This window comes from Persicirhabdus sediminis (assembly GCF_016595495.1).
GTDB lineage: Bacteria > Verrucomicrobiota > Verrucomicrobiia > Verrucomicrobiales > Akkermansiaceae > Persicirhabdus > Persicirhabdus sediminis.
Map to the genome: position 1 here is coordinate 57,221 of NZ_JAENIM010000032.1, position 13,860 is coordinate 71,080.

The following is a 13,860-nucleotide window of genomic DNA, read 5'->3' on the forward strand; positions in this document are numbered from 1 at the left end:
TATGCATATCACCTATTACGGTCACTCCTGCTTCCTCGTTGATATCTCAGGTCACAAACTTCTCTTTGACCCATTCATCTCCGCCAACCCCAATGCTGAGCACATTGACATCGCCGAGATCAACCCCGACTTCGTGCTCATTTCCCATGGCCACGAAGACCACCTAGCTGACGCCGAAACCATTCTCAAACAATCCGGCGCCAAGCTCATTTCCAATTTCGAAATCGTCTCATGGTACCAGCATAAGGGCATCGACAATTCACACGCCATGAACCACGGCGGCTGCTTCGATTTCCCATTTGGCAACCTACGCTACGTCAATGCCGTACACTCATCCACCCTGCCTGACGGCAACTCAGGCGGCAACCCAGGTGGCTTTGTCATCGAGTCTGAGCGCGGCACTTTCTACTACTCTGGCGATACCGCCCTGCACTACGACATGAAGCTGCTGCTCGAGCAATACGAGCGCATCGACTGGGCCGCCCTGTGCATTGGTGACAACTTCACCATGGGAGCCAAAGACGCCTCGCGCTGCGCCCGCTGGCTGAATGTGAAAAACGTGCTAGGTCTGCATTACGACACCTTTCCGCCGATTGCCATTGACCGCGAGCAAACAACACGCATCTTCAACTCAGCCGACATCAAGCTACACCTGCCTGAAATCGGTGAAACCATAGGCCTTCACGCCCAATACCACTAACATCACCACATCATGTTTCGCACTGGAATCGGATACGACGTTCACCAATTTGCAGATAACCGCCCACTCATTCTCGGCGGCGTAGAAATCCCTCACAGCCAAGGGCTCGCTGGCCACTCAGATGCCGACGTGCTCTGCCACGCCATCGCCGATGCCATCCTCGGCTGCCTCGGACTTCCTGACATTGGCCATTATTTTCCACCTACAGACGCCTCCATCGAAGGCATCTGCTCGCTGGATATCCTCGCCAAATGCCGTGAACTCTGTGCGGAAAAAGGAGCCGAAATCCAAAACGTAGACTCCACCATGATCGCTGAGTGCCCAAAAGTCCTGCCGCACGCAGCCGCCATGAAAATCAAAATCTCAGACGCTCTAGGCATCACCCCAGAGCAAATTGGCATCAAAGCCACCACCAACGAAACCATGGGATTTGTTGGTCGCAAAGAAGGCATCGCCGCGCTCGCCAATGCGCTGGTGGAAATCAAATAATTCCGGCTACAGTGGGCGCTGCTCAGCCAGCCGCCCGCTAGTCGATTCACCCAAAATCCGCACGATGGATGGCAAGATCTAGGCAGTTAATAAACGCGCATCTCATCCTCGTGAATGTATCATTTCCGTAAGTACAGCGGCTAGCGCCGATTATTCCTATGTCTATTCTCATCCCAGACCTCGATCTCATCCGCAAATACAACCAGCCGGGGCCACGTTACACCTCGTACCCTACAGCGCCTCACTTTGCAGATTCATGCCCGACAGCCCAGCTCGCCGCTGAGCCAGCCAAAGATCGCAGCCCGCTCTCGCTCTACTTTCACATTCCCTTCTGCCGCAAGCTCTGCTGGTTCTGCGGCTGCACCACCATCATCAGCACCCAGCAAGATAGGGCCGACCAATACCTAGACTATCTAGAAAAGGAAATCGACCTGCTCTTGCCTAGCATTGAGGGCAGAAAAGTCCACCAGCTCCACTTCGGCGGCGGTACACCTAACTTCCTCAGCCCAGCTCAAATCCTGCGCTTCTCCAAGTTCCTCCACGAGAGATTTGAATTTGCTCCAGATGCTGAAATGAGCGCTGAATTTGACCCGCGTACACTCGACAAAGCGCGTCTCGACGCCTTTGTAGAACTCGGCATCAACCGCGCATCTATCGGCGTGCAAGACATCCGCGAAGAAGTGCAAAAAGCCATCAACCGCGTCCAGCCACATGAGGTAAACGTGCAGGTGCTAGAGTGGCTCAGAGCCGCTGGCATCAGCTCTATCAACATGGACCTCATCTACGGGCTGCCATTCCAGACACCGGAAACATTTCAGGAAACGCTAGACCAAGCCATCGCCTACGCACCTACTCGTTTCGCCGTATTCTCATACGCTCACGTGCCATGGATCAAGCCTGCTCAGAAAATCCTCGAAGCCAAAACACTGCCTGAGCCAGATGAAAAAATCAAAATGCTCGGCCGCATCATCAGCACGCTAACAAGTGCCGACTACCACTACATCGGTATGGACCACTTTGCGGCTCAAGATGATCCTCTAACCATCGCGCACAAAAATAAAACTCTGCAGCGCAACTTCCAAGGATACAGCACCCACGCTGGCCTAGAAATCTGCGCATTTGGCATGAGCTCTATCAGCCAGACAGCTCGCTCGTACCGCCAAAACTACAAAGAGCTCGACCAATACTGCGCCGCTCTAGACGAAGGCCGCCTGCCTATCGAGCGAGGCCTCATCCTCAACGACGACGACCTGCTGCGCCGCGATATCATCATGAGCCTCATGTGTCACCTAGAAATCGACTACGCAGCGAAGTCTGCAGAACACGGCATCGACTTCAAAGCTCACTTCGACCGCGAGCTCGAAGAACTCAAGCCAATGCAAGACGACGGCCTCATCCAGCTGGAAGATGATAAATTCACCATCACCCAGCAGGGCACACTCTTCATTCGCAACATCGCCATGAAGTTCGACGCCTACCTAGCTGAAGGTAAAGGCAAATACTCAAAGACGGTTTAGGCTAGTTTGTTAGCTTTCAGTGTTCAGTGTTCAGTGTTCAGTGTTCAGTGTTCAGTGTTCAGTGTTCAGTGTTCAGTGTTCAGTGTTCAGTGTTCAGTGTTCAGTGTTCAGCGTTCAGTGTTCAGCGTTCAGCGGTTGACTAACTTCGCTTGCGATCTGAAAACTGAAAACTACAAACTGAAAACTACAAACTGAAAACTCCCCCCCCCCATACCAGCTAGACAGCCCACTCCCCTAGCTGACTATCTCTCCAAGCAGCTGGCTATCCTCTCTTGCGGTCTGAAAACTACAAACTGAAAACTCCCTCCCCCATCCCAGCTAGACATCCCACTTCCCTAGCGGACTATCTCTCCAAGCAGCTGCCTATCCTCGCTTGCGATCTGAAAACTGAAAACTGAAAACTCCCTCCCCTATCCCAGCTAGACACCCCACTCCCCTAGCTGACTATCTCTCCAAGCAGCTGACTATCTCTCCAAGCAGCTGACTATCTCTCCAAGCAGCTGACTATCCTCGCTTGCGATCTGAAAACTGAAAACTACAAACTGAAAACTAACAAATTCCCCTTCTTCATTGCCACAAGCCGCACTTTCTAGCAAGCTGCGTGCAGATGGACAACCTATCCCACCTCTTCATCACCTGCTTTGCAGCCCTATTGCCGATAGCAAACCCGCTCGGCAATGCTGCTATTTTCCTCTCTATCACAGATGGAGATAAGGTAGAGCAACGCCACAAGCTAGCCGCCAAAGGTTCGCTATACATGCTCATCATCCTCATGAGCTTCCTGCTAGCTGGTAGTTTTATCCTGCATTTCTTTGGCCTCAGCTTAGAAGGCATCCGCATCGCTGGCGGGCTCATCATTGCCAAAACCGCCTTCAACCTGCTCAGCCCAAAAACCGAGGATACCCACAGCCAAGAAGAACATCACGAGGTCAAAGCCAAAGATGACATCTCATTTTCCCCACTCGCCATGCCATTGTTAGCTGGCCCAGGTGCCATCGCCTCAGTCATGGGCACCACCTCTCTAGTAAGCGGCTGGAATGTGCCCGCCTACCTCACGCTCAGCGCCGCCATCCTGCTAGTCTGTTTGATCTGCTGGCTGGTATTGCACAACTCAGAGCTCATCCTCAAATTCCTTGGCGTCAACGGCGCTAACGCCCTAACCAAGATCATGGGATTCATCCTCCTCTGCATGGGTGTCCAGCTAGTCATCAATGGCGTGCTGCCATTGATTCCAACCAGCTAGTTAGCCAAATCAGCTGGCGTGATCTCAATGCGCGCCAGCTCATTACCGGCCTCATCTTTGTAGATGTAAACCAAAGTCACTCCCAGATCGCGCAGCCGCTTCATCTCTGCGCTGTCACGGTAGTTCTCTAGCAAACGAGTGCGCAGCTCATTAGTTCTCTCTGCAAAACTATCATCAGCTGCTAGCTCAGTACCTAGCAGGGTGTAAAAATAATGTAGCTGTAAGCCCGGCTCAGCTGACGAGCTCTCCAGCCGAGTCGCCGCATCCAGCTGGCGTGGCAGCGTCTCATTCAGCTTAGCGGCAATCTGCTCCAGCTCGGCTTCTGGGCTCATGCTAGCTTCCTCATTCACCAGCTCTGCTTTCACCGCTTCCTCGCTAACCGCCTGCTTAGCATTGGCCGCCTGACGTTTTTTTATCGCCGCGGTCACCGCTCGGTTGCCCACGAAAACACCTCCTAACATAAAGACCATACCTATTGCCAAGACAATATTCCTCATGCGCTTTTCCGGTCCTTCAAGTTTCTGCATTCTAAATTTCTAGCCAGCTAGCTAGTCACCGACAATGCTTAAATCTATCGAGCCTATTCTAACCCAATATGAGCTTATTATGTATGACAGCCAGAGATCACGCCTCATATTAAGCTTTCTGCTTTTCAAAACTCACCTTTCTCTCTAGTTGATAATCAATCCCTTCACGTCACCCCTCCCACCATCCCTATGAAAGAACATCCCACTACCGCGGAAGCCCGTGCCAAATATTGGCGCAAAAACATCACCTATCTATTTATCCTGCTGTCCATCTGGTTCATGGCTTCATTAGGCGCTGGCGTGCTTTTTGTGGATGAACTCGACAAAATCACCATCCCGGGAACCGGCTTCAAACTTGGTTTTTGGATGGCCCAGCAAGGTAGCATCCTTGTCTTTCTTGGCCTCATCGGGGTGTACGTATTGCTCATGAACAAGCTCGATAAAGAGCTGCTAGACGGCAAAGAAGAAGGGGAAATGGACGCCTCTGACCACTAACCCTAACTGCACCAAATCCTATGGACCCAGTACAATTGTGGACATTCATCATCGCCGGGCTTTCTTTCACGCTCTACATCTATATCGCTATCCGCTCGCGCGCCGGCTCTACCAAAGATTTCTATGTGGCTGGTGGCGGTGTACCGTCCATCGCTAACGGTCTCGCTACCGCAGCTGATTGGATGAGCGCCGCATCGTTCCTTGGCATGGCTGGAGCGATCTCTACCATGGGCCGCGACGGTGGTTGTTACCTCATGGGCTGGACCGGTGGCTACGTGCTTCTAGCACTATTGTTAGCTCCCTACCTGCGCCGCTTTGGCAAATTCACCGTGCCTGATTTCATCGGCGACCGCTACTACTCACAGGCAGCTCGCATCGTCGCCGTCATCTGCGCCATCTTTGTCTGCTTCACCTACGTCTGTGGGCAGATGCGCGGCGTTGGTGTTGTCTTCTCGCGCTTCCTTAATGTCGACGTCACTTGGGGCGTCATCATTGGCATGGCACTCGTCTTTTTCTACGCTGTGTTAGGTGGCATGAAAGGCATCACCTACACTCAGGTAGCCCAGTACTGCGTGTTGATTTTTGCCTTCATGGTTCCCGCCTTTTTCATTGCCTTCCAGATGGCTGGCAATCCCATTCCACAGATAGCATTTGGCGGTGAATACAAAGATAGCGGCCAATTCATTCTTGAAAGATTAGATGGTCTCAGCGCCCAGCTAGGATTTGGTACCTACACAGATGGCTCGAAGTCTACCATTGATGTCTTCTGTATCACGGCAGCGCTGATGTTAGGAACCGCTGGTCTACCCCACGTGATTGTTCGTTTCTACACAGTGAAAAAAGTATCCGCCGCTAGAACCTCAGCTTTCTGGGCGCTCCTCTTCATTGCCATCCTCTACACTACAGCTCCTGCTATCTCGGTATTTGCTAGACTCAATTTGCTAGAAGCAGTCAATGAAACCCCACGCGTAGAAGCGCCTCAGTGGTTTGAAAAATGGTCCGATACAGGCCTCATCAGCTGGCAAGATAAGAATAACGACGGGCTGATCAATTACACGGGCACGGTGCAGCCAGCTGGCGCGCCACCACTAGCTGAAAATGAGCTCACTGTGGACAAGGACATCATCGTGCTGGCTAACCCTGAGATCGCTCAGCTCCCAGCTTGGGTCATCGGACTCGTCGCCGCTGGCGGCCTAGCAGCAGCTCTATCAACAGCAGCTGGACTGCTCTTAGTTATCTCCACCGCCGTCGCTCACGATTTATTCAAGAAGACCATCAACCCTAACCTCACCGATAAACAAGAGCTCAAAATTGCTAGAATTGCAGCTGGCGGCGCCGTCATCGTTGCCGGTTACTTTGGCATTCACCCGCCTGACTTTGTTGCTTCTGTCGTTGCCTTTGCCTTCGGCCTAGCAGCATCGTCGTTTTTCCCAGTGATTGTGATGGGCATTTTCTCCAAGCGCATGAACAAAGAAGGCGCCATAGCGGGCATGATCTCTGGCATCACTTTCACCGCAGCCTACATCATTTACTTCAAGTTCATGAACCCAGAGCTCAATAATGCTGAGCATTGGCTGTTTGGCATCTCACCTGAAGGAATCGGCTCGATTGGATTGTTAGTCAACTTTGTCATCGCTGGGCTGGTATGCAAATTCACCCCAAAAGCACCAGAGCATATCGCTCAGCTCGTCAACAGCGTGCGCCTGCCACGCGACGCCTACGCTAAGGATTAATCCATATTAGTTAGCTAGCTGAGTTGAAAAATAACTCCCATCAGCTAGCTTGTTATCATGCCAACTAGATATAGCAAAGTCATCCGCGGAAAAGACGCCCTGCAAAAGGAAATCGAATCAGAACCGTGCCTGCAACAGGCCATGGTCCAAGGCGTTGATTTTCGCACCATCGATGTAGATTGGCACAATACTCCCTGCGAGGGCGCGGTATTTCTCGGCTGTGATTTCCCTGAGTCTATCAAAGCCGAGTGGCTGATGACTAAAGGGGCAATGATATTCCCGCGCTTGCACGGCGTTCCTTACCGACCATTTCGCTCAAAGCTCTACACCCGCGACGAGCTCATGGCTGGCTGGACGGCTGAAAAAGACCTCAGCTACGATAAACAAATTTACGACCACTACCATAGCGCACGCCAAGCTCGCCCGAGTATGCTAGAGGCTCTCGCTCAGCGCATCCACGACCACGCGGTAGACGAGGCATTGCTAGATTTGCTCGAAGGAAAAACCGAACCGGGTGGCGTCAAAAAAGTGGTCGGCATCATGGGCGGACACGGCAAATCGCGCACCGATCCATTCTTTAAGAAAGTCGTCTGGATCGCGCGCGAGCTCACACGCCGAGGATACTTCATCGCCTCAGGTGGTGGGCCTGGTATCATGGAAGCGGCTAACCTCGGTGCTTGGCTAGCTAACGCTCCAGATGAATTGCTAGATCAATCACTAGCTATTCTTGGCCGCTCTCCCATTTTTACCAGCGATGGGTACATGGACCGCGCCTATGAAGTGCTAGAACTTCACCCTGACGGCGCATCTAGCCTAGCCGTGCCAACTTGGTTTTACGGCCACGAACCAACTAACATGTTCTCTAAGCATGTTGCCAAATATTTCTCCAACAGCATCCGCGAAGATGGGCTGCTAGCCATCGCTCTGCACGGCGTCATCTACGCACCAGGCAGCGCCGGCACCACGCAGGAAATCTTCATGGACGCCACGCAAAACCACTACGGCACCTTCGACTGGATCAGCCCGATGATCTTCCTTGGCACTCAGCGCTACTGCGTGGAGACCATGCTCTATCCATGTCTCAAACAGCTAGCCCAAGGCCGAACATACAGCGACATGCTTCTCTGCTCAGATAGCGCGAGCGAAATCGCCCAGTTCGTCTGCGATCACCCACCCGTTAAAGGTGAGCTGAAATAGCTCGCACACTCAGCCAGCTGGGGTATTATGGGGAGAACTAACGTTTTCCCCATGCACGATAGAGTTACAGATCTACCCGAGCCGATTCGCCCACGCGAAAAACTCCAACAGCTAGGCCCTGCCGCTCTAGCTGACGAAGAGTTGTTAGCCATTATCCTGCGGGTCGGTGTCGCGGGCATGAGCGCCATAGAGATGGGGCGCATGCTCATTCAGAAATACGGCGGGCTGCGTCAACTCGCCAGCTTGAATACTGACCAGCTCAGCCAAGAACATGGCATTGGTCTAGCAAAAGCATGCCAGCTAGCAGCTATTTTTGAAGTCGGATCCAGAGCTGCTAGGCAGAGCATGTTATCAGCTACAATCAACAGCCCTGAGGAAATTTATAACTACATGGCTCCCCAGCTAGCACACGAAACCAAAGAACGCGTGCTAGTCATCCTGTTTAATAATAAACAACAGGTCTTACGTGTCATCGATCTATCAAGTGGCAGCGCCACCCAAAGTATCTGTGAGCCGCGTGATATCATTCGTCACGTCCTCATAAACCAGGCCGTCGCATTTGCCGTCGTCCACAACCATCCATCTGGCGACCCTAGCCCTAGCCGTGCTGATAGAGATATCACCCATAGAACTAAAAAGGCTGCAGAAGTGATGAATCTGGGCCTAATCGATCACGTCATCATTGGCCACCCATCTAGCGAGTCAGCCGATACCAGCCCGTATTATTCGTTCAGTGAACACGGGCTGGTGTGAAAAACTTAGCTTTCGCGGCGCTTCTTCGTGACAAAATAGACCACGGCAACACCTGCGATGGCTATCAATGTAGGCCAGCTGAAATCAGGAAATGGCCAGTCATCGTGGCTGGTTCCATCACAGTGAGCTGCTGCAGGCAGCGCGGATGCTAACAATAACATCCCAGTCATTAGTCTTTGGTATTTCTTATTCATAAATTTCATGGTCTACAGTTTTCGAAAGTTTACTTTATGCTTTGTGAGTCGCTGAATGATCTCAGCGCGAATCAGCTCTGAGAGACGTCGCAAACTAACCGCGTTCGCCGCCATCAGCCTGAATACACTGAGCCCGTCACCTAGCTTAGTGAATGACACCATGTGGTTTTCGTCATCCTCTATCAGGGCTAGTACGGAGGCTAACTCAGCCACGTCATCGTTGACCTGATCACCAGAGTAGCACCAGACGGACGCCAAATAACAAGCGTCCCAAGAAGGCATCAATACAGGAAGCTTGCGGTCAACTGGTTCCAAGCGAGTGCGCTCACGAGCTAGCAATTTCCCCTCGACATAAATATCTAGCTCATTGTGATAGAGAGCGTAGTCATTCAGTTCACCGTGAGCCTCACGCCCAGGAGCGAATCCATCATAAAAAACCATGCATGCATCTGCAGCCAACTGGATGCGGTTACGCTGCCGAACTCGCGCGTCTTTTTGAGCCATCACCCATTCTGGCCAGAAATCTAGCAAAGCGCCCTGTCCAACAGAGATATCTTGGTCCATCAGCGCGATTTCATCAGCCTTCATGGTATGAAAGCGAGTCACGCTAGGTGAAGTGATCGCCACCCGCGCACCGTCAGCAACCACGAGCTCAATAGACAGAGAATCGCCACCAAACAAACCAGCTGTTGGATTCACTAACTGCACAGCCAGAGTATCCCCATTCCAATATGGCTTGCTCAAGTGGCTCAAACCTCCAACGAGCCGGCGCGACATCACTGTGCGCAATGGCGCATCACGCTTCTCAAAGCGCAACTTAGCTTCAGATGTGATGCTGGTAGATAACATGACTAACTATTCTCAATATCAGCAAACAGAACATCGCGGTCAAACCATTCGAAAAATTCTTCTAATCCAACTGGCTCCTTTAGATCCATCATCATAAATGGCTTACCACTACGCTTACTCTCACAGTCGAGTTTCATGCGCTCAACGTCAGCTCCAACATATGGTGCTAGAGTCACCTTATTCACCACCAGAAAATCAGAATGAGCAATCGCCGGGCCTCCTTTTCGTGGGATGTCATCACCTTCGGTGACATCAATGACGTAAATGAAAATATCAGCTAGTTCGGGTGAAAATGTCGCGGTTAGGTTGTCACCACCACTTTCTACCAGAACAAATTCTAGCCCCTCGAAACGTCGTTCCATCTCATCAATGGCATCCAGATTCATTGAGATATCATCCCGAATCGCGGTGTGAGGACAGCCTCCCGTCTCCACACCAATGATGCGCTCGGGTGGTAAAGCCTGATGGCGAATAAGCATCTTCGCATCTTCTTGAGTGTAAATATCGTTAGTAATGACGGCCATATTGCGAGTCTTTCCATAGCGCTCACAAATCTTCAGGCACAAGGTAGACTTGCCAGAGCCAACGGGTCCGCCAACTCCTATTCTAATCGCTGATTTTTTTTCACTTTGCATCATTTTATGAAATAAACATTCTCGCTTTTGCCCCTTCATGCTGAGCGGCCGCCAAATCCCATACAGGATTGAAGCTGCCAATCTCGTCTAACTCACGATGCATCGCTTCAGCTAGTTGAGGGCGAATTTCCCTCAATGCTCGTTGCAAAACTTCCTGAGTAAGTCGTGGCCCAATCGGTAGCAATTTTAATGCCGCTTGCAAAAAAGCTGAATAAGTTTGATATACAAACGACCAACAAGCAGCCGCCACAGGAGCCCCTTGATGGTGCATCAAACAGCCTAATACGACAGGACTTTGATGATAGACCCAGTCTATATCTGGCAATCCAGCATCGCGCGCCCAGGTCTGTTGATAGACTCGCCATTGCTGACGACCGATTTTACTGGCAGACTCGCGTAGCTGGCGGGCTGGACGCGCCGCCCAACAAAGTTCATCTAGCTCGTGCAACAATGCCAGCTGACCACTTTCGCATGCACGCCATGCATGAGCGACCAAAGGAACATCAACCCACAACAAAGAGTCACTGACATCTCGCAGCAAAAAGGTTTCTAACTCATCACCTGATTTGACCATACCCGTCTGCACCACGCCCTCAAGGCCAAGCGAATGGGCGTAGGCTCCAACAGGCAGAACTCCATCTGAGAAATGCATCACGGCTGCTAGCCAGCTGAAATCATCGTCTATCATGTCCATCATCAATGAGTATGGCTAGAGTGCATGCCACAGAGAAACACCCCCTGGGTTACCTGATAGGGAATTCCAATGCGATCTAGCGATTTGGCTAAAGTGTGCACGTACTCGAGGATAATTTTATCCGCACGCACTTCGACAGCAAGATGCTGATTACCCAAATACCAACCAACTTTAGCTGCCATCTCTAATGACTGAGGCATGGGGACTTCAATGATCTCTTCAGCAAGCTGCTGAATATGATAACAGCTGCCATCCACGCCTTTGAAATAATCACCGTGTTTGGCCGCCGTCCTCAGCCCATACGCAAGCTCCACGCCATTAGAGGCAGTTGCCCGCCATCTCCTTTTATAAAGTGCATGGCGATCTAGCTGAACCTCCACTGCATCAGTTGCAGGTTCTGCGTCCCATTTTGAGTCTATCAACACCGCTGCCATTCTCTCTGCTTAGAATAAGAAATAACGCTGCGCCATCGGCAGCTCAGTCAAAGGTTCACAGCCAATCACTTCTCCATCTACGGTAACCGTGTAGGTTTCCGGATCAATATCGATATCAGGCATCGCGTCATTAAATAACAAATCAGCTTTTGTCACCTTACGAGTATTTACCACGGGAACTAACTGCTTTTTCACGCCCAACTTCTTAGCTAAGCCAGCTTCTAGCGAAGCTTTGCTAACAAAGGTCAGTGATGTTTTGAATTTTGCCTCACCATGTGAACCAAACATCGGACGATAATAACATGGCTGAGGTGTCGGAATAGAGGCATTAGGATCGCCCATATTAGCCAAGGCAATCATGCCCCCCTTAAGCACTAACTCAGGTTTGACGCCAAAGAACATCGGTTTCCACATCACAATATCAGCCAACTTACCAACCATCAAAGAGCCAATCTCGTGCGCCATTCCATGTGAAATGGCTGGATTGATAGTGTATTTTGCCACGTAACGTAGAGCTCGGAAGTTATCCGCATCGGGATGATCTTCTGATTCTAACTTACCAAACTGCAACTTCATTTTATGCGCAGTTTGCCAAGTTCGCATCACTACTTCACCTACTCGTCCCATGGCCTGACTATCTGAGGAGATCATGGAAATTGCCCCCTTGTCGTGCAAAATATCTTCTGCGGCAATCGTCTGTGGACGAATACGTGATTCAGCAAAAGCAACATCCTCAGGAATCTTCGAATCAAGATGATGGCAGACCATCAACATGTCTAAATGCTCATCAATGGTATTGTGAGTAAATGGACGTGTTGGGTTAGTTGAGGAAGGTAAAACGTTAGGGTGAGAACACACTTTCATGATATCTGGAGCGTGACCTCCACCAGCGCCTTCAGAGTGATAGGTATGAATCGTACGCCCATCAAAAGCTTTCAAAGTATCTTCTAAATAGCCTGCCTCATTAAGAGTATCGGTATGAATAGCCACCTGAATGTCCATCTCATCAGCAACCGACAAACATGTATCGATCGCCGCTGGCGTGGTTCCCCAGTCTTCGTGCAGCTTCAAACCTATCGCACCTGCTAGAACTTGCTCACGCAGCGGCTCTTTGGTGGCACAGTTGCCTTTACCTAAGAACCCAAGGTTCATCGGGTATTCATCAGCCGCCTCAATCATGCGGTGCATGTACCACTCTCCTGGCGTACAGGTCGTTGCATTAGTTCCTGTAGCTGGGCCAGTGCCCCCACCTAACATCGTAGTAACGCCACTACTCAGAGCTTCATCTATCTGCTGAGGACAAATAAAGTGAATGTGAGAATCAACTCCTCCAGCGGTGATGATATTTCCTTCACCAGCGAGCACTTCAGTACCAGCACCAATGATCATCTTATCCAACTCCCCAGTCTCAGGGTGCGGAACTAATGAACCAATACCATCCTGAATATCGGGATTACCAGCGTGCCCCACACCTACAATGCGGCCAGCCTTGATGCCAAGATCCGCTTTGATGATACCTAACTCAGCATCAATGATTGTGGCATTAGTAATGACTAAATCTAAACACTCCGCATCAAGTGCCTGGGACGACTGCCCCATGCCATCGCGAATCACTTTACCTCCACCGAATTTCACTTCATTGCCGTAACCGCTTTTCTCCACCACCATATCGCGTTCGATCTGGATGAATAATTCGGTATCAGCCAAGCGAACTCGATCACCTATCGTCGGGCCAAAATGCTCTGCGTATTGCTTTCTTGTTAGTTTTAATGACATCGTCTTATTGATTATCTAACTCCCCGTTAACTTCTCCACGTAATCCCCAAACGACACGGCTTCCAGCTAGCGCCACTAGATTAACTTCACGTTCATCACCTGGCTCAAACCTTACAGCTGTGCCAGCTGGAATGTTTAAACGAAACCCCCGTGTTAGCTCGCGATCAAATTGCAGTGACGGATTCACTTCATAAAAATGATAATGGCTACCCACCTGAATCGGTCGATCACCTGTATTACTAACGAGGACCGTCAGCAATTCGAGTTCAGCGTTAGCTTGCAACTCAGCATCGTCATCAGCACATATAATTTCTCCAGGAATCATTGGATCGGGTTGTGAATGGTTACAAGTTTCGTGCCGTCTGGAAAGGTAGCTTCAGCCTGCACTTCGTGCAGCATTTCAGGGACTCCATCCATAACGTCATCCCGGCTGAGAATCCGCGTTCCCTCATCCATCAGCTGAGCCACGGTTTTACCATCTCTAGCGCCTTCGAAGATTTCGTAAGTTAGAATCGCCACCGTTTCTGGATAATTGAGCTTAAGCCCACGCCCCTGACGTCGGCGAGCTAAGTCGGCAGCCACTACGACCATCAACTTTTCCTGTTCTCTTGGAGTTAAATGCAT

At 50.8% G+C, this 13,860-nt stretch carries 17 protein-coding genes; 8 read left to right on the forward strand and 9 right to left on the reverse strand.

From position 1 onward, the window contains the following. Position 1 precedes the first annotated feature (1 nt). The 4 genes from JIN82_RS06230 (at position 2) to JIN82_RS06245 (ending at position 3,949) form a co-directional block, all read left to right on the forward strand. A complete protein-coding gene (locus JIN82_RS06230) occupies positions 2-700 on the forward strand; it encodes a metal-dependent hydrolase (RefSeq protein WP_200310772.1) in 699 nt (232 codons plus the stop codon). A gap of 12 nt (positions 701-712) precedes the next feature. Further along, on the forward strand, positions 713-1,189 hold the full coding sequence (gene ispF, locus JIN82_RS06235; RefSeq protein WP_200310773.1) for a 2-C-methyl-D-erythritol 2,4-cyclodiphosphate synthase: 477 nt from the start codon (positions 713-715) through the stop codon (positions 1,187-1,189). Positions 1,190-1,347: 158 nt separating this feature from the next. Then, positions 1,348-2,706 (forward strand): oxygen-independent coproporphyrinogen III oxidase, encoded by a 1,359-nt coding sequence (gene hemN / locus JIN82_RS06240; RefSeq protein WP_234041811.1) that lies wholly within the window; start codon positions 1,348-1,350, stop codon positions 2,704-2,706. Positions 2,707-3,313: 607 nt separating this feature from the next. Further along, positions 3,314-3,949 carry a MarC family NAAT transporter gene (locus JIN82_RS06245; protein ID WP_200310774.1) on the forward strand — a complete coding sequence of 212 codons (636 nt, stop codon included), beginning with the start codon at positions 3,314-3,316 and terminating at the stop codon, positions 3,947-3,949. On the opposite strand, the gene JIN82_RS06250 is transcribed toward JIN82_RS06245, so the two are convergent. Then, the gene (locus JIN82_RS06250; protein WP_200310775.1) at positions 3,946-4,476 is read right to left on the reverse strand and encodes a hypothetical protein; all 531 of its coding nucleotides are present in this window, start codon (positions 4,474-4,476) and stop codon (positions 3,946-3,948) included. The genes JIN82_RS06245 and JIN82_RS06250 overlap by 4 nt on opposite strands. 189 nt (positions 4,477-4,665) lie before the next feature. Between JIN82_RS06250 and JIN82_RS06255 the strand changes: the two genes are divergently transcribed. From JIN82_RS06255 to radC, 4 genes are read left to right on the forward strand one after another with little or no spacing between them, the layout of a single operon-like run. Then, positions 4,666-4,971 (forward strand): DUF4212 domain-containing protein, encoded by a 306-nt coding sequence (locus JIN82_RS06255; RefSeq protein WP_200310776.1) that lies wholly within the window; start codon positions 4,666-4,668, stop codon positions 4,969-4,971. Between the two features lie 20 nt (positions 4,972-4,991). Next, a complete protein-coding gene (locus JIN82_RS06260; RefSeq protein ID WP_200310777.1) occupies positions 4,992-6,704 on the forward strand; it encodes a sodium:solute symporter family protein in 1,713 nt (570 codons plus the stop codon). Between the two features lie 57 nt (positions 6,705-6,761). Then, positions 6,762-7,901 (forward strand): LOG family protein, encoded by a 1,140-nt coding sequence (locus tag JIN82_RS06265; RefSeq protein WP_200310778.1) that lies wholly within the window; start codon positions 6,762-6,764, stop codon positions 7,899-7,901. A 27-nt stretch (positions 7,902-7,928) separates the two neighbouring features. Next, positions 7,929-8,654 (forward strand): RadC family protein, encoded by a 726-nt coding sequence (gene radC, locus JIN82_RS06270; RefSeq protein ID WP_200310779.1) that lies wholly within the window; start codon positions 7,929-7,931, stop codon positions 8,652-8,654. A 5-nt stretch (positions 8,655-8,659) separates the two neighbouring features. On the opposite strand, the gene JIN82_RS06275 is transcribed toward radC, so the two are convergent. From JIN82_RS06275 to JIN82_RS06310, 8 genes are read right to left on the reverse strand one after another with little or no spacing between them, the layout of a single operon-like run. Further along, positions 8,660-8,848, reverse strand: a complete 189-nt coding sequence (locus tag JIN82_RS06275) for a Loki-CTERM sorting domain-containing protein (RefSeq protein WP_234041812.1) — start codon at positions 8,846-8,848, stop codon at positions 8,660-8,662. Positions 8,849-8,860: 12 nt separating this feature from the next. Continuing rightward, on the reverse strand, positions 8,861-9,697 hold the full coding sequence (locus JIN82_RS06280; RefSeq protein ID WP_200310781.1) for an urease accessory protein UreD: 837 nt from the start codon (positions 9,695-9,697) through the stop codon (positions 8,861-8,863). A 2-nt stretch (positions 9,698-9,699) separates the two neighbouring features. Next, positions 9,700-10,332, reverse strand: a complete 633-nt coding sequence (gene ureG, locus JIN82_RS06285; RefSeq protein ID WP_200310803.1) for an urease accessory protein UreG — start codon at positions 10,330-10,332, stop codon at positions 9,700-9,702. Between the two features lie 4 nt (positions 10,333-10,336). After that, positions 10,337-11,029 carry an urease accessory protein UreF gene (locus JIN82_RS06290; RefSeq protein ID WP_234041813.1) on the reverse strand — a complete coding sequence of 231 codons (693 nt, stop codon included), beginning with the start codon at positions 11,027-11,029 and terminating at the stop codon, positions 10,337-10,339. After that, a complete protein-coding gene (locus JIN82_RS06295; RefSeq protein WP_234041814.1) occupies positions 11,029-11,460 on the reverse strand; it encodes an urease accessory protein UreE in 432 nt (143 codons plus the stop codon). The genes JIN82_RS06290 and JIN82_RS06295 overlap by 1 nt, the downstream gene beginning before the upstream one ends. Before the next feature lie 9 nt (positions 11,461-11,469). Continuing rightward, positions 11,470-13,236 (reverse strand): urease subunit alpha, encoded by a 1,767-nt coding sequence (gene ureC / locus JIN82_RS06300; protein ID WP_200310784.1) that lies wholly within the window; start codon positions 13,234-13,236, stop codon positions 11,470-11,472. A gap of 4 nt (positions 13,237-13,240) precedes the next feature. Next, positions 13,241-13,561 carry an urease subunit beta gene (locus JIN82_RS06305; RefSeq protein WP_200310785.1) on the reverse strand — a complete coding sequence of 107 codons (321 nt, stop codon included), beginning with the start codon at positions 13,559-13,561 and terminating at the stop codon, positions 13,241-13,243. Further along, entirely contained in the window at positions 13,558-13,860 is a 303-nt protein-coding gene (locus JIN82_RS06310; RefSeq protein WP_200310786.1) for an urease subunit gamma, read from the reverse strand. The genes JIN82_RS06305 and JIN82_RS06310 overlap by 4 nt, the downstream gene beginning before the upstream one ends.